General features: G+C 68.9%; 15 protein-coding genes and 1 pseudogene. 9 read left to right on the plus strand and 7 right to left on the minus strand.

Annotated elements, in window-relative coordinates:
• Nucleotides 1-5 precede the first annotated feature (5 nt).
• A complete protein-coding gene (locus HBK84_RS11410) occupies nucleotides 6-1184 on the minus strand; it encodes an LLM class flavin-dependent oxidoreductase (protein ID WP_144999223.1) in 1179 nt (392 codons plus the stop codon).
• Nucleotides 1185-1349: 165 nt separating this feature from the next.
• Between HBK84_RS11410 and HBK84_RS11415 the strand changes: the two genes are divergently transcribed.
• From HBK84_RS11415 to HBK84_RS11440, 6 genes are all read left to right on the plus strand, one after another.
• A complete protein-coding gene (locus HBK84_RS11415; RefSeq protein ID WP_144999221.1) occupies nucleotides 1350-1829 on the plus strand; it encodes a transporter substrate-binding domain-containing protein in 480 nt (159 codons plus the stop codon).
• Complete coding sequence (locus tag HBK84_RS11420; RefSeq protein ID WP_167318938.1) at nucleotides 1826-2824, plus strand: cation transporter; 999 nt, start codon at nucleotides 1826-1828, stop codon at nucleotides 2822-2824. The genes HBK84_RS11415 and HBK84_RS11420 overlap by 4 nt, the downstream gene beginning before the upstream one ends.
• A gap of 62 nt (nucleotides 2825-2886) precedes the next feature.
• Complete coding sequence (locus tag HBK84_RS11425; protein WP_167318939.1) at nucleotides 2887-3645, plus strand: LamB/YcsF family protein; 759 nt, start codon at nucleotides 2887-2889, stop codon at nucleotides 3643-3645.
• A 254-nt stretch (nucleotides 3646-3899) separates the two neighbouring features.
• The gene (locus HBK84_RS11430) at nucleotides 3900-5429 is read left to right on the plus strand and encodes a 5-oxoprolinase/urea amidolyase family protein (protein ID WP_240919143.1); all 1530 of its coding nucleotides are present in this window, start codon (nucleotides 3900-3902) and stop codon (nucleotides 5427-5429) included.
• On the plus strand, nucleotides 5426-7228 hold the full coding sequence (locus tag HBK84_RS11435) for a biotin carboxylase N-terminal domain-containing protein (protein WP_167318940.1): 1803 nt from the start codon (nucleotides 5426-5428) through the stop codon (nucleotides 7226-7228). The genes HBK84_RS11430 and HBK84_RS11435 overlap by 4 nt, the downstream gene beginning before the upstream one ends.
• Nucleotides 7225-7875 (plus strand): GntR family transcriptional regulator, encoded by a 651-nt coding sequence (locus HBK84_RS11440; protein WP_167318941.1) that lies wholly within the window; start codon nucleotides 7225-7227, stop codon nucleotides 7873-7875. The genes HBK84_RS11435 and HBK84_RS11440 overlap by 4 nt, the downstream gene beginning before the upstream one ends.
• Nucleotides 7876-7894: 19 nt before the next feature.
• Here the strand turns inward: HBK84_RS11440 and HBK84_RS11445 are convergent, their stop codons facing one another.
• The 3 genes from HBK84_RS11445 to HBK84_RS11455 all read right to left on the minus strand — a co-directional run bounded on the left by HBK84_RS11445 (nucleotide 7895) and on the right by HBK84_RS11455 (nucleotide 11552).
• Nucleotides 7895-9148 (minus strand): NRAMP family divalent metal transporter, encoded by a 1254-nt coding sequence (locus HBK84_RS11445; protein ID WP_240918998.1) that lies wholly within the window; start codon nucleotides 9146-9148, stop codon nucleotides 7895-7897.
• Nucleotides 9149-9417: 269 nt separating this feature from the next.
• Nucleotides 9418-9921, minus strand: coding sequence for a DUF4870 domain-containing protein (locus tag HBK84_RS11450; RefSeq protein WP_085108480.1), 504 nt, complete (start codon nucleotides 9919-9921; stop codon nucleotides 9418-9420).
• Nucleotides 9922-9977: 56 nt separating this feature from the next.
• Nucleotides 9978-11552: a DUF3533 domain-containing protein gene (locus HBK84_RS11455; RefSeq protein ID WP_167318942.1), complete on the minus strand. Its 1575-nt coding sequence runs from the start codon at nucleotides 11550-11552 to the stop codon at nucleotides 9978-9980.
• A 95-nt stretch (nucleotides 11553-11647) separates the two neighbouring features.
• On the opposite strand from HBK84_RS11455, the gene HBK84_RS11460 reads away from it, so the two are divergent.
• The 3 genes and pseudogenes from HBK84_RS11460 to HBK84_RS12935 all read left to right on the plus strand — a co-directional run bounded on the left by HBK84_RS11460 (nucleotide 11648) and on the right by HBK84_RS12935 (nucleotide 12841).
• Complete coding sequence (locus HBK84_RS11460; protein WP_052160858.1) at nucleotides 11648-12343, plus strand: TetR/AcrR family transcriptional regulator; 696 nt, start codon at nucleotides 11648-11650, stop codon at nucleotides 12341-12343.
• 41 nt (nucleotides 12344-12384) lie between these two features.
• A pseudogene (locus HBK84_RS13165) lies at nucleotides 12385-12429 on the plus strand (hypothetical protein); the annotation flags it as partial.
• A 157-nt stretch (nucleotides 12430-12586) separates the two neighbouring features.
• Nucleotides 12587-12841 (plus strand): hypothetical protein, encoded by a 255-nt coding sequence (locus tag HBK84_RS12935; RefSeq protein WP_240919151.1) that lies wholly within the window; start codon nucleotides 12587-12589, stop codon nucleotides 12839-12841.
• Here HBK84_RS12935 and HBK84_RS11470 read toward each other — a convergent pair.
• From HBK84_RS11470 to HBK84_RS11480, 3 genes are all read right to left on the minus strand, one after another.
• Complete coding sequence (locus HBK84_RS11470) at nucleotides 12807-13469, minus strand: CPBP family intramembrane glutamic endopeptidase (RefSeq protein ID WP_167318944.1); 663 nt, start codon at nucleotides 13467-13469, stop codon at nucleotides 12807-12809. The two genes, HBK84_RS12935 and HBK84_RS11470, sit on opposite strands and share 35 nt — an antisense overlap.
• A 4-nt stretch (nucleotides 13470-13473) precedes the next feature.
• On the minus strand, nucleotides 13474-14931 hold the full coding sequence (locus HBK84_RS11475; protein WP_167318945.1) for a tryptophan-rich sensory protein: 1458 nt from the start codon (nucleotides 14929-14931) through the stop codon (nucleotides 13474-13476).
• A 102-nt stretch (nucleotides 14932-15033) separates the two neighbouring features.
• The gene (locus tag HBK84_RS11480) at nucleotides 15034-15489 is read right to left on the minus strand and encodes an Lrp/AsnC family transcriptional regulator (protein ID WP_064846879.1); all 456 of its coding nucleotides are present in this window, start codon (nucleotides 15487-15489) and stop codon (nucleotides 15034-15036) included.
• Nucleotides 15490-15691: the final 202 nt, after the last annotated feature.

Below are 15691 nucleotides of genomic sequence, written 5' to 3' on the forward strand. Positions count from 1 at the left end.
TGAACTTACTTGGCGTTCTCGTGATCGCGCTGCGCGGCCTCCGCCTGCTGTGCGCGATCCTTCGCGGCCTGCGAATCCGGGCCGCCACCGGGGATCGGGTCCTTGCCCGCGGCGTGGCGCGCCACGAGAGACTCGTGGGTGGGAGCGTCCGGCACGTGGGCCGGCCGAGCGGCGTCGAACTCCTTGCGCAGCACCGGGACGACCTCCTCGCCCAGGATGTCCATTTGCTCGAGGACGGTCTTGAGCGGCAGCCCGGCGTGGTCCACCAGGAACAGCTGGCGCTGGTAGTCGCCCGCGTACTGACGGAAGGCCAGGGTGCGCTCGATGACCTGCTGCGGGGACCCCACGGTCAGCGGGGTCTGCTCGGTGAAGTCCTCCAAAGACGGCCCGTGACCGTAGACCGGCGCGTTGTCGAAGTAGGGGCGGAACGTGCGGATGGCGTCCTGCGAGTTCTTGGCCATGAACACCTGGCCGCCCAGGCCCACGATCGCCTGATCGTAGGAACCGTGACCGTAGTACTCGTAGCGCTGACGGTAGAAGTCCACCATGCGCTCGGTGTGCTCCTTGTTCCAGAAGATGTTGTTGTGGAAGAACCCGTCACCGTAGAACGCGGCCTGCTCCGGGATCTCCGGGGAGCGGATGGAACCGTGCCACACGAACGGCGGGACGTCGTCCAGCGGGCGCGGCGTGGCTGTGAAGCCCTGCAGGGGCGTGCGGAAGCGACCGGAGTAGTTCACGCTCTGCTCGCGCCACAGCCGGTACAGCAGCTGGTAGTTCTCCACGGCCAGCGGGATGCCCTGCCGGATGTCCTTGCCGAACCACGGGTACACGGGCCCGGTGTTGCCGCGACCCAGCGTGAGGTCCACGCGCCCGTCCGCGAGGTGCTGGACGTACGAGTAGTCCTCCGCGATGCGCACGGGGTCCGTCGTGGTGATCAGCGTGGTGGCGGTGCCCAGCTGGATCTTCTCGGTCTGCGCCGCCAGGTGGGCCATGAGGATCGGCGGGTTTGCGGGCGCCACGAACGGCGGGTTGTGGTGCTGGCCCATGGCGAACACGTCCATACCCACCTCCTCCGCCTTTCGAGCGATGGCCACGGTGGCCTTGATCCGTTCGTTCTCGGTGGGGGTCTTGCCGGTGGTGGGGTCCTGGGTCACGTCCCCGATGGTGAAGATGCCGAGTTGCATGTCGGCCTCCTTGGCTTGTGGTCGACGACGCCGCAGCGCGGGTGCCGCAGCTCCGTTCCGTAGGTCTTTCAAATTTGAATTACCTATATAATGCGCCGCCGCGGAGATTTATTCCAGGGAAAATATCCGGGTGTGGCGAACGGCACTCCGGCCTACAGTGGTGTTATGAGATTATCCATCGGGCGGCTGATCGCTCTCCTGGTCCTGCTTCTTGCGCTGACCGGGTGTTCGGGTCACTATCCCGCGGACCCGCACGGGACACTCGAGCACGTGACCGGCGGGGAACTCCGTGTGGGTGTCTCGCACAGTCCTCCGGAGACGGATCTCGGACCCAACCCACCCACGGGCACCGAAGTGGATCTCGTGCGGCAGTACGCCGAGACCGTGAATGCTCACGTCACCTGGACTCCCGGTGGCGAGGAGGATCTGGTCAAGCAGCTGAAGAACGGCCACCTGGACCTGGTCATCGGTGGGCTCACGAAGGACAGCCCGTGGGACACGGAGGTGGGCATCACCCGCGGTTACGCCGAATCCACCGACGAGTTCGGCGACACCCGGAAACACGTCATGGCGGTACGCAACGGGGAGAACGCATTCCTCATGGACCTCGAAGCATTCCTCGCCGACCATGGAGGCAGGTCATGAGCGCGCAACACCACCCGGTGGACGACGAGCAACTTCCGCCGGAGATCACCCGAGCGCTCACCCGGGCCGTGCGCCTGGAATGGCTCACCATCGGGACCCTCGCGGTCACGGTGATCCTCGTGTTCCTCGTGCTGGGGAACTCACAGGCCATGAAGACGGCATGGGTCGAGGACCTGTTGTCCTTCATCCCGCCCATAGCGTTCCTGGTCGGCGTACGGATCACCCGCCGCCCGGCCACCGCGAAGCACCCCTTCGGCCATCACCGCTCCGTGGGGATGGCCCACCTGGTCTCGGCCACCGCGCTGCTGGTCATGGGGACATATCTGATCGTCGACTCGGGCAGCAAACTCCTCACGGCGGAGCACCCGTCCATCGGCGGGATCCAGCTGTTCGGCACCACGGTGTGGCTCGGCTGGTTGATGATCGGGGTCCTGGTTGTCACGGGCATCCCGCCGGTGATCCTGGGGCGCATGAAGTTGAAACTCGCGACGCCCTTGCACAACAAGGTGCTCTTCGCGGACGCGGACATGAACAAGGCGGATTGGATGACCTCCGCCGCGGCCACCGCGGGTGTGATCGGGATCGGCCTGGGGTGGTGGTGGGCGGACGCCGTAGCGGCCATCGTGATCGCCGTGTCCATCCTCAGGGACGGGATCACGAACCTCCGCGCCGCCGTGGCCGGGCTCGCGGATGCCCGTCCCACCACCGTGGACAACAAGAAGCCTCACCCGCTCAACGCGGACGTGGACGCCTTCCTCCGACAGCTGGAGTGGGCGCGCGCGGGTGCCGCACGCGTACGCGACGAGGGTCAGGTGTTCCAGGTCGAGGGATTCGTGGTTCCCCGCACCCCGGACGTCGCGACTCCCGATCGCCTGGACGCCGCCCGCAAACAGCTACTGGCCCTGGACTGGAAGATTCGCGACGTGGTGCTCATCCCCGTCAACACGCTTCCGCGGGTCCTGGAGGCCGAGGAGTTCGAGGGTCATTCGCACTAGATTGTTGAACAATCCTCCCGCGTGCGGCATTCTGGAACTCGGCACTGAGACGGAGGTCACGCATGACGGTCATCGATCTGAACAGCGACGTGGGCGAGTCGTTCGGCAACTGGCACATGGGCGACGACGCCGCCATCTTCCGTTCCGTCTCCTCCGCCAACGTGGCCTGCGGGTTCCACGCCGGGGACCCGGGCACCATGGCACAGACGTGCCGGGACGCGGTGGCCGCAGGAGTCACCGTGGGCGCCCACGTGGCGTACAGGGACCTGGCCGGTTTTGGCCGACGGTTCCTGGACTGCTCCCCCACCGAACTCGCCGATGACGTGCTCTACCAAATGGGTGCACTCGAGGCGATGGCGCGCTCGGCCGGCGCGACCATCGAATACGTCAAACCCCACGGGGCGCTGTACAACACGATTGTCCACCACGAGGCACACGCGCAGGCGGTCGTGGACGCGGTCAAGGCGTTCGGCGGTGACCTTCCGTTGCTGCTGCTGCCCGGTTCCGTGGCCCTGGACAAGGCCGAGCGGGCGGGACTGCGCGGGGTGGCCGAGGCATTCGCCGACCGCGGGTACACCCCCAAGGGCACGCTGGTCTCCCGCCGCGAGCAAGGCGCTGTGTTGCACGACGCCGCCCAGGTCACCGAGCGCATGATCGGCCTGGCCGAACACGGCACGCTGACCGCGGTGGACGGCTCCACGGTGCATCTCGCCGCCGAGAGCATTTGCGTGCACGGGGACACCCCCGGGTCCGCAGCCATGGCCGCCGAGGTCCGCGCGGGTCTGGAGCGCGCGGGCATCACGATCCGGTCGTTCGTGTGAGCGACCGCGACTCGACGACGCACGGTCCGGGCGCCGCCCACGACGGCACGGGCGTGCCCTCCCCGGCCACTCCGCGAGCCGCCAACGTGACGCGGAGCGGATCCGGCGCGCCGCGCACCGCACCCCGGGACCGAGCCACCGCGCCTGCCACGTCCTCGTCGGCAGCACCCGACACGGCCACCCCGCCGCGGACGGGTCTGCGCTGGGCCGGCACGCGGGCCTTCCTGATCGAGTGCCCAACGCTCGAGCACGTGATGCGGCTGCATGCCCACCTGAGTGCCCACCCGTACCCGGGTCAGCTCGATGTCCTGGCCGCCGCGGAGACCGTATTGCTGACCTTCACAACTCCCGCCGCGGCGCGGAGGGCCGCGAGCGACGTCGTCGACATCCGGCTCGCTTCCACCGAACCGGCCGCGGGTAAGGACGTGGCAATCGACGTGGTCTACGACGGCGAAGATTTGGCCGCCGTGGGAAAGCTGACCGGGCTCGGCGAGCGCGGCGTGATCGAGGCGCACACGGGAGCCGACTGGACGGCGGCGTTCGGCGGGTTCGCGCCGGGATTCGCGTACCTTGTGGCCGACGGCGATCCGCTCGAGGTGCCGCGCAGGGACTCGCCCCGCACCGCGGTGCCGGCCGGGTCAGTGGCGCTCGCGGGACGCTTCTCGGCCGTCTACCCCCGGCGTTCCCCCGGGGGTTGGCAGCTGATCGGTCACACGGACGCGCCGCTGTGGGACGTGGACCGGGAGGAGCCCGCCCTGATCCGACCGGGTGACACCGTGCGCTACCGGGCGGTGCGCGAACTCGTGACGGTGTCCTCGAAAACGGCACTACCCGCGTCGCGCCGGGAGCGGAAACACGCCCTGATGATCGAAGATCCCGGGATGCAGTCCCTGCCCCAGGACCGCGGCAGACCCGGCCGAGGCGACCTGGGCGTGGTGGCCTCCGGCGCGGCGGACCGCGCGTCGGCCGAGCAGGCCAACCGGCTGGTGGGCAACTCGCCCGAGGCCGCCGTGATCGAGACGCTGCTGGGTGGGCTGTCGGTCACGGCCCGCGGGCACCACGTACTGGCCCTCAGTGGCGCGCCCACTCCGGCCCGGATCGAGGGACCCCTCGGCGGACGCGCCGTCACGTGCCACGCTCCGTTCGCCCTGTACGACGGCGAGCGCCTCACCCTGGGAGCCCCGGATAGAGGCCTGCGCACCTATCTGGCAGTGCGAGGTGGGATCGACGTACCCGAGGTGCTGGGGAGCCGCTCCTCGGATGCGCTCTCCGGGATCGGACCGGACCCGTTGAGCGCCGGTGACGAGCTCCCGGTTCTCAAGGCCGCCGCGGGCCGGACCGTGGGGTTGCCCGAACCGCCGGCGGTCACGCTTCCTACCCCCGGAGAGACCGTCACCCTGCGGGTGAGCCCGGGGCCCCGTGACGATTGGTTCACACCGGAAGCACTCGAGACGTTCACCTCGCGGGACTGGGTCGTGAGTGAGCAGTCCAACCGCGTGGGGGTGCGCTTCGAGGAACCCCCCGAGGGCCCGCCGCTCGAGCGTTCCCGCGAGTGCGAACTGGCGAGCGAGGGCGTGGTGGCCGGTTCCCTGCAGGTCCCCCACTCGGGGGTTCCCGTGCTCTTCCTGGCCGACCATCCCGTGACGGGCGGCTATCCCGTGATCGGGGTCGTACTTCCGGAGGACCTCCCCCTCGCCGCGCAGCTACCCCCGAGCAGCGCGGTCCGCTTCACGTTCACCGATCCGCCCCACCCCGCATCCGACACCGCAGGAGACACACCATGAAGAAGGTCCTGATCGCCAACCGCGGGGAGATCGCGGTGCGGATCGCGCGGGCGTGCGCGGACGCCGGCCTGACCTCGGTGGCCGTGTACTCCGAACCTGACGCCGACGCCTTCCACGTGCATATGGCCGACGAGGCCTACGCCCTGCCCGGTTCCGCCTCCGCGGACACCTACCTGCATATCGACCGTCTGCTCGCCGTGGCCTCCCGTTCCGGCGCGGACGCCGTGCACCCGGGCTACGGGTTCCTGTCCGAGAACGCGGACTTCGCGCAGGCCGTGGCGGACGCCGGCCTCACCTGGATCGGTCCGTCCGCCCGGGTCATCCGCGAGCTGGGCAACAAGGTCACCGCCCGGGCCATCGCCGTGAGCGCCGGCGCTCCCCTGGTTCCCGGCACGGATGGTCCCGTGGACGACGCCGCTGCGGCCCGGTCATTCGCCGAGGAGCACGGACTGCCCATCGCCATCAAGGCCGCCTTCGGCGGTGGTGGTCGTGGGATGCGCGTGGCCAGGACCATGGACGAGATCGACGCGGCGTTCGAGGCGGCGGTGCGCGAAGCGACGTCGGCGTTCGGGCGGGGCGAATGCTTCGTGGAGCGTTTCCTGGACAAGCCCCGCCACGTGGAGGCCCAGGTCGTGGCAGACGCCCACGGTTCCGTGATCGTGGTGGGCACGCGTGACTGCTCACTGCAACGGCGGAACCAGAAGCTCGTGGAGGAGGCCCCTGCGCCGTTCCTGACCGATGAGCAGCGCACGACGATTCATGAATCCGCGCGCGCCATCTGCCGGGAGGCCGGGTACACCGGGGCGGGCACGGTCGAGTACCTCGTGGCCCCGGACGGGCTGATCTCCTTCCTAGAGGTCAACACGCGGCTGCAGGTGGAACACCCCGTCACGGAGCAGACCGCGGGCGTGGACCTCGTGCGGGAACAGTTCCGCGTGGCCGACGGGTTGGCGCTGAGCCTCACCGAGGACCCGTCACCGAACGGGCATGCGTTCGAGTTCCGACTCAATGCGGAGGACCCGGCCCTCGGGTTCCTCCCCACTCCCGGCGCGGTGGAGGCGTTCGAGGCGCCCACGGGCTCGGGGGTGCGCATGGACACCGGCGTGCGTTCCGGGTCCGTGGTGCCCGCCGAGTACGACTCCCTGCTGGCCAAACTCATCGTGTGGGGCGAGGACCGGCAGCAGGCCCTCGTACGCTCGCGCGCCGCGCTGCGGGAGCTCGTGATCCGCGGGGTGCCCACAGTGGTCCCGTTCCACCGGGCGGTCCTGGAGGAGCCCGCGTTCACGTCCCCGGACGGGATGGGGGTGTACACCACGTGGATCGAGGACGAGTTCACACGCAAGCTGGAGGCCTTCCCGTACGTGGCGTCCGGGGCCGGCGAGCGCACCACGGTCACGGTGGAGATCGACGGGCGCGCCCATCAACTGGGCCTGCCCGCAGACCTTGCCGCCGCCCTCCTGGGTGGCGGATCCGTGGCAGGTTCCGGGTCCGCTTCGGCCTCCCGGGGCGCCGAATCGCGGTCCGGTGAGACCGCGGGAGCGGGGGCAGAAACCGGGGCGTCGTCGTCGCCCAATGCGGACTCGGCAGGAACGAGCCTGGTGGCGCCCATGAACGGGACGGTCGTGACGTGGGCCACGCAGGACGGCGCCGAGGTGGCCGAGGGCGACACCGTCCTCACGCTGGAGGCGATGAAGATGGAGACGCCCGTCCGCGCTCATCGCTCCGGCACGCTGACCCGGGCGGACCTGGCGGAGGGGTCCGCCGTGTGCAAGGGGCAGACGCTGGGAGAGATCGCGTGACGGCCGTCGAGCCGCGCGAGAACGCCCAGGCGAGTGCCCAGGCGGCCCGGCAGTTGCGCGCCCGCATCTCGAACGGCCAACTGCCCCCGGGAGCGAAACTCTCGGAACAGGCCGTGGCCCGGGAGCTGGGAGTCTCGCGCAACACCTTGCGCGAGGCGTTCACCATGTTGGCGGCGGAGCGTCTCGTGGATCGGATCGCGCACCGGGGTGTGTTCGTCGCACAGCCCGACGCCGACGACGTCCGCGACCTCTACGCTGCCCGCTGCGTCTTGGAGCCGGGCACCATGCTGTGGGATGTGCCCGATCCGCAGTCGCTGTCCCGGCTTAGTGCGCTCACCACCTCGGCGCTCGCCGCCCGGAATGCCGGGGACGTGATGGCCATGGCGGATGCGAACCAGGGCTTCCACCGGGAGCTCGTGGCGTCGTCCGGTTCGGCGGAGCTGGTCGCGGTCATGGATCGGTTGTCGGCGCGGATGCGGCTGGTGTTCCACGCGATGTCCACGGATCCGCAGTTCCACGCGCGCTACGCGGTGCGCAATACCCAGGTGCTGCGATCCCTCGAGTCCGGCGACCGTGACCGGGCCGTGCACCTACTCAGGGAGTCCCTGACCGCGGCACGGGACGAGATCCTCGCGCACCTGACCTGACGGGGTCGGGTGGGCGGGATCAGGACCAGAGCTTCGCGAGGCCCGCCAGGGAGTTCCACGCGAGATACACCGTGAGCAACCAGGCGAGGACACCCACCACGAGCAGCCACACCGGGTAGCGGTAGCCGTGCAACAGATCCCTGCGGCGCCATGCGACCCACAACAGGATGGCGAAACCGACGGGCAGGATCAGGGCGTTGAACGCACCGGCGAAGATGAGCAGGGTCTGCGGTGCCTGGCCCATGAAGAGGTAGACCACCGCGCACACCGCGATGAAGGCCACGGTGAGCAGGTTCCGGGTGCGCGGCTTGCCCTGGGACGAGGTCACGAAGGAGATGGACGTGAACGCGGCCCCGATGACCGAGGTCAGCGCCGCGGCCCACAGCACCACACCGAAGATCCGTACACCGATCTCACCGGCCGCGGCACCGAAGGCCTCCGCCGCCATGTTGTCGCTCGTGAGGGAGACCCCGCCTGCCACCACACCGAAGATCGCGAGGAACAACAACACACGCATCACGCACGTGACCAGGATGCCCAGCACGGAACTGCGCGTGATCTCCCGGACGCTCTCCACACCGGTGACTCCCGAGTCGATCATGCGGTGCGCGCCGGAGTACGTGATGTACCCGCCCACCGTGCCGCCGATCAGCGTGGTGATCACCAGGACGTCGATCCGCTCCGGCAACACCGTGTTCTTCAGCGCCTCCCCCACGGGCGGAGCCGCCACGATGGCCACGTACAGCATGAGCAGGATCATGACGGCGCCCAACAGCACCACGATGCGGTCCAGCGCGAGTCCCGCGCGCTTCGAGAGGAAGATCAACACGGCGATCGCGGCGGAGATCCCCCCGCCGATCTTGGGATCCAGGCCCAACATGGCGTTAAGGCCCAGACCGGTTCCCGCGATGTTGCCGATGTTGAAGACCGCACCGCCCAGGAAAACCAGCGCCGCGAGCACCGCCCCGGCACCGGGCAACACCCTCCCGGCCAGTTCCTGCGCCCGGCGACCCGAGATCCCGATGACCCGCCACACGTTCAGCTGCACGGCGATGTCCACGAGGATCGAGATGAGGATGGCGAACGCGAAGGCAGCGCCCAACTGCACCGTGAAGACGGTGGTCTGGGTGATGAAACCGGGCCCGATGGCACTCGTGGCCATGAGGAACATGGCCCCCAACAGGGCACTGCGGTGCCCGGTGGTGCGCTGGGGCGTTTTCCCGCCCTCGGTCACGGACTCGCCGGGCTGCGGGCTGGGACTGACAGAGGACATGCTTCCATCCAAGGGGTCACGCGAGCGGGGACACATTCGTGCAATGAAGGCAGCCTATAGGTTGTTCAACAATCTGCCCAGCGAACTGTGGGACAACTGACGGCGCGGCGGCAATGTCCGAGGCATCCCCAGACCATGCCCGAGATTCTGGGTAGCGAAAAGCCACTTCGGACGGACCGAAGTGGCTTCTCGATGCCTCGATTTCCATTAACGGCTTCGCGCTGCCTCAGCAGTTGAGAAGCGGCTCACCCTCCGCGGGTGCGGCGCGCTCAGCGCAGGATCGGCAGCTGCATGGGATAGCGGTACACCACGCCCCGGCCGGCCCTGACCGCGGCCATGATGTGGCACACGAGCAGCAGGACCCAGTACGCGGCGATCAGCAGCAGCCCCACGGGCGAGAGGATCACCGTGAACAGCAGGATCCAGCCCACCAGGTTGACGAGCCACATGGTCACGTTGAAGTTGAACGCGCCCGCGGCGGCCGACCGCAGGAACGGGCTCTTGTCCTTGTAGACGAACCACACGATGAGCGGGCCCAGGAAGCCGAGCCAGCCCACGGAGACGATCGCGGCGATCGGGCCCGCGAGGTGGGTCAGCACGGCCACGGTGCGCTCGTCGTCCCGGGGCCCGGAGGAACCCGCGCGGTAGCCGTTGGGACCCTGGGCGTGCGGGCCGCCCTGCGCGTACTGCTGGCCGCGGGGGTCGGGCCCGCCGGGGCCCGTGGGTCCCTGCGAGCGGTAGTCGGGACGCGGTTGCTGCGGTTCGTAGCTCATATCATCTCCGTGGTGTCCGAGCCGGGAAGGCTCACTGGTCGTGTCGTGGCTCCAGCCTAGGCGGAGGCGCCGTCCGGCACGGAGGGGTTATCCGCAGTCTCGGGGAGGGGTTTCTCCCTGTCGGATGCCGCGGCACGGGCGCTGTGTTTGCCGCCGCCGGCAGAGCCGCGCAGACCCACCCACTTGTCGTAGCCCCAACCGCCCAGCACACCCACGAGCAGAGCGAGCGCGAGCATGACGAACAGTCCGATGACCCCGGTGGTGAGACCGGCCTCCGGGATCGCGTCGAAGAACAGCGCGGAGCGGATGGACGTGAAGATGTGATGCAAGGGCTCGATCGGGGCGATTGCACGGAAGAATCCGGGAACCGCCTCCAACGGGACCACGGCGCCCGCGGAGGGCAGGCCCATGAAGACGAGGTAGGCCAGGCACAACAACATGCCCACGCTACCGCCCACGGAGATCAGGGCCAGGGCGATGGCCGAGACCGTGGACATCGCGAGCCACCCGAGCAGGAACACGAGCAGCCCGTGAGGAACGGGCATGCCCACGGCGGAGGCCACCCACATCATGAGCGCGGACGCGGGCAGTGCCGCGACCACGAACGTCAGCCACTTCATGAGAAAGCCCACCGGGCGGGGCAGCACGGCGCGTTCGTAGTCCTTGAAGAACGGGCCCATCTCGAAGGGCGCCATGCCCATCCGCGCATCCATGAGCAGGTTCAGGGCAACGGACCCGGAGAACCCCACCACGAGCAGGAGGATGGAGTAGTAGAAGGCGCTCATCCCCAGCGCAGTACCCTCCTGGAGGTCGTTGTACGGCTTGGAGACCATGGACACCGGGTCGGCCAGGGTCTTCTTGGCCACGGAACTGACCGTGGGCGAGAGATTCTGGGCGATCTGCTCCGCGGAGCCCTCCTGGGCCTTCTGCACCTGCCGCGCGAACTGCTGGACCTCGGGGCCGCCCTGCGCGGCTTGGCGCTGTAGCTGCTGGGATTGTTGCTGCTGGGACTGCTGAAGTTGCTGCAGCACCTGGTTGTATGCCTGTTCCTCGGCGGGAGCCACAGATTCCGAGAGCTGCTCGCCGAGCTTCTTGCTGGCCTCGCGCACGCCGGGCTCGACCGCCCCCGTGGCCAGTCGGGTGCCCAGGGAACCGGCCTGCGGGTCCGTGTAGACCGTGACCTCGGGGCGCGCGGCGTTATCCCGGGTGAGGGACCCCTCGATGAGACTCACGGTGTCCTCGGAGAAGGACTCGGGCACCACCACGGCGGCGTAGAGCTCACCGCGATCCAACTGTTCCCGTGCCTCGTCGATGCTGAGCTGCCGGAGGTCGATCTTGTCCTCCTCCGCGGCCTTGTCCGCGAACTTCTGGACGAGGTCCTTGCCCAGGTTCTCCTGGCTGGCCTTGCCGTCGGCCTGGGGCACCTCCGCGCCCTTGTCCTGGTTGACCACGGCAATGGGGAACTCCTTGAAGTGCTTGTCCGGGCTGGACAGGCCTCCCAGGTAGAGGGCGGTGCCGATCACGCCCACGGCGATGATCGCGAGCATGGGCAGCAGCCAGAACCCGACCTGGCCGAAAGGCCGTCCGAGTCGGGCCCGGAGGGAGTGGGCGGGAGCGTGTTTGGGTGTCACAGGTTTCTCCTGGCGCGAGGAATGCACGACGTGTCTGGGGGTTCCTGATCACGATACACTGATGTATCGAGATGTGAAGACGAGGCGATGGATACGTGAGCAACCAGACAGACGCACCCGCTGCACCCGCTGCGGACCTCTCGGAGGGCACGCGGCCCGTCACGAATGACCCTGCCACACAGCAGGCCGCGCGGGACAGGCGTTCCCGCAGCGCCACGCGGCTCAAACTGATCCGCAGCGCCCCGGCCGTCTTCGCGCGGCAGGGGATCGACGGCGCCTCGGTGAGCGACCTGTGCGCGGCCGCCGGTTTCACGCGCGGTGCGTTCTACTCCAACTTCGAGTCCAAGCGGGAACTCGCGATCCTCGCGTTCGAGGACCTCGCCACCCAGCTCGTGGACACCCTCGGCACGGAGCTGGACCACTGGCTCGGCTCGGGACTGGACGTAGAGGACGTGGTCACCCGCATCATCGAGGGCGTGACGGACCAGGTGGCCAACGTGAACCAGCAGGCCCTGCGCGTGGAACTGTCCCTCGCGGCGTTCCGCTTCCCCGAGGTGCGCCAGCAGATGGCACCCATCCGCGCGCGGGTCTACCACGCCATCGAGCAGGCCCTCGTGCGGGTCGCGCAGACCCAGCGCCTGGAGTTCCTGGTCTCCCCCGGGGACGTGGCCCGCATGCTGCTCACCAGCTACTCGGGCCAGCTCGCGGACCACATGGCCATGGGCGGCTCCGGGCACGGCGCGCAGCAGGTGATCCCCACCATGTGGCTCGCGTTCACGCGCCCCGCCTGATCCCCGACCCCCTGCTCCTCGGGGTGCTCGTCCTGTTGGTGGTGTTCCGCAGTTCCGAACAACTGGCGATCGTCTACGGATTGGCCGTGACGGGCACGTTCCTGCTGACCACCACGCCGTTCTCGGTCTACGCGCACCCCAACACGGTCTCCACTCCCCTCGCGCTGAGCGAGAATGCCCAGTTCAACAGGGTCATCCACGAGAAGGTGTTCATCGCGCACGGTTCCCGCCAACGTCCCGCACATGGCACCTCAGGACGCAGTCACGGTGGATCGCACGGGTGCGGAGTCCGATCACATCACCCAGTTGACCCTGCACTACGGGTTCCTGGACGACCCGGACGTCCCCGCCGGCCCGCGGATCGCGCGTGACCAGGGGGTGGACATCGACCCGGACATCGCCCCCGGAAGTCCCGCAGCCGCGGGACGACCGGGGGCGATCGAACGCGAGCCGGACGGACCGGTCACACCACGAACGGCAACACGAACAACATGGTGAGCGACCAGATCAGGTGGGTCACGATCCCGGGGACCAGGGAACGCGTGCGCTCGCGCAGGTACCCCACGAACGCGCCGAGTGCGGCGGCAGCGAGCGCAAGCAGGGGGATGCCGGCCAGGGACGTGACCGCGGTATAGGCGATCGTGGTCACGAGGATCCGGCGGCCCCGCGGGAGCACGCGCCACAGCGCGCCGCGGTAGTAGGTCTCCTCCGCGACGCCGTTGACCGCGGTGGTCAGGGCCACCATGAACAAGCTCCCCACGCGGGCGTGGTTGAGCAGTTCGTGGACGGGCCCGGCCAGGAACGGCACGAACCGCACCATGAAACCGCCCGCGATGAAAAGCGCCGCCAGCAGCAGACCTCCGATCACCGCGTCCCGCAAGCCCTTGGGGGTAACCTTCCAGGGCAGGCGCTCCCCCGTCATCCGCACGGCGATCGAACTGCCCACGATGTATACCCCCGCGAGGATGAAGGTCGCGGGGGTGAACCACGGGTCCCCGGCGGGGATGCGCAGGGACCACGCGAGACCCGCGGCGGCCAGGAGGCCCGTGATGATCACGACCCACACGGTGCGCTTGCGCGTGGCCTGGGTGGCGTCCCCGTAGGGGCTGACCCGGTACTCGCTCACATCATCACTTCCTGCGCCGATTGAGTGCTCGGAGGGTGTTGGTCAGGACGGCGGCGAACGCGGTCCAGCCCGCGTACGGGCTGAGCACAGCGCCCTTCTCGGGGGACACCTTTGCGCTACGGCGCACGAGGTCCGCGCTGCTGAGTGTCAACAGGACAGACTCCACGGAGGACGCGGTGAGCTGCTTGCGGTGGAAGAACAGGATGCTCCACCCGGCGTTGAGCACCAGGTTGGTCCCGAGCGCGGCGATGTAGGCGCGCTTCTCCTTCTCCTGCTTCTTCTCCCCGAGATCCGCGATGGACAGCGCGCCCACCGCGGCGATGTCCGCGTACAGCGCCGTCCATGCCACGGGGAACAGCCAGGCCGGGGGCTGGAACCGGGGCTTGCGCAGTGTGCGGTACCACCGCGAACCGGGGTCGGTCGCCAGGGAACCGGCCACCGCCGTGGCCGCCACGGCCCCCGCGGTGGTCAGGAAGACCCGGCGCCACCGGCCGAGGTCCTCGTTCTTCACGGCGGCGCGCACCGCGTCGGCGAAGGACGTGTGCCCGCCCTCCGGGGCACCGATGTAATCGTCCAGGTCCCGTTCGTGCAGCACGGTGTCGTGCTGGAGGCTACCGATCAGAGGCCGCGCGAGCCGGGAGCTGATGGGGGTCGCCAGCCCGATCCAGTACGCCGCGAGCTCGGCGGTGGTCACGGGCGCGGTGAGCATGAACCGCCCGCCCTTGCCCACAGCCCGGGCGTACTGGTCCAGCATGTCCGCGTACTCGATGGCGTCCGGACCGCCCACGTCGAACGTGCGGTTCACGTCCGACGGCAGGTCCGCCGCCCCCGCGAGGTAGTGCACCACATCCGCCACGGCGATCGGCTGGATCCGGTTGCGCACCCACTTGGGGGCGATTGCACCCGGCAGTCGCTCGGAGAGGTGACGGATCATGATGAAGGACGAGGACTCGTCCCCGATCACCACACCCGTCTGCAGCGCCGCAGTGGGCACCCCGGAGTCCATGAGCGCCTGCCCCACCTCCACGCGCGAACGCAGGTGATCGGACAGTTGCTCGACCGGTTCGTCCGTGGGGTGCAGTCCCCCCAGGTAGACGATCCGCTGCACGTGGGCGTCGTGGGCGGCCCGCGCGAACGTCTCCGCCATCTCCACTTCTTCCTGTACGAAGTTCTCGGAGTCGCCCATGGAGTGCAGCAGGTACCACGCGACGTCCACGTCCTTCAGGGCGCGGGCGACGTCGCTCGCGTCCGAGGCGTCCCCCTCCACCACTTCCGCGCGGCCGGGTTCGGCGCTCTGCCCATCGGGGACGACAGCGTCCCCCCAGGGGAGGCCGCGCACCTTCTCCGCACTGCGGCTGAGCAGGCGCACCCGCCACCCCCGCTGCAACAGTTCCTGGGCCACCTGGCCGCCAATGTATCCCGTGGCTCCCGTGACCAGGGCGAGCCGTGCGGTCTCAGTCATGCGAACTCCCAACCGTGAACGATCCGTGGATGACCGCGGCGGCCACCCCATCCATGTCGATCGTATGCCGAGCATCCGACGCCACTCACGGGCAGGGCTCCGTCACCCGCGGACGTCCACGTCCTCGAAGATCAGGAACGTCTGCGTGTCCACGACCTCCGGCATGGGTTGGATGCGGTCGAAGATCACCTCCCGCAGTTCCGCCGTGCCCCGGGCGCGCACGAGGAGCATGACGTCGAACGTGCCACCCACCAGTGCGATGTGCTGCACCTGGGGGATCTTGCGCAGCTTCACGCACAGGGACGGCCACGTGTTCTGCTTCAACCGCACTGTCACGTATGCCGAGGCCTCGAGCCCCGCCCGCGCGGGATCGATCACCGCGGTGTAGCGCAGCACCACGCCCTGTTCGTGCAGCCTGCGGATGCGCTCGTAGGCGTGCGCGCGGGAGATGTGGACCTTGGCCGCGAGCGCGGTCACCGATTGCCGTGCGTCCGCCGAGAGTTCCTCCAGGATCCGCCGATCCGTGTCGTCCAGTTCGGGGCGCTCCCGCTCCGCCATCCGGTACTCCTTCTCTGTCATCGTGCCCCGCGGTCTCTCGTCATGGGCCTCGCGCGCCATGACCATGGGCCTCACGCCCCTTCGCGACGGCCCGCGCGCTTCGGGGGTGACGACGACGCCGCGCCGAGCGCCGTCGTCACCGGACGCGACGCGGTAGACGAAGCAGCATGACGCACGTCACTACCAAGCATATTGTCCATGA

This window comes from Kocuria sp. KD4 (assembly GCF_011769905.1).
GTDB lineage: Bacteria > Actinomycetota > Actinomycetes > Actinomycetales > Micrococcaceae > Kocuria > Kocuria marina.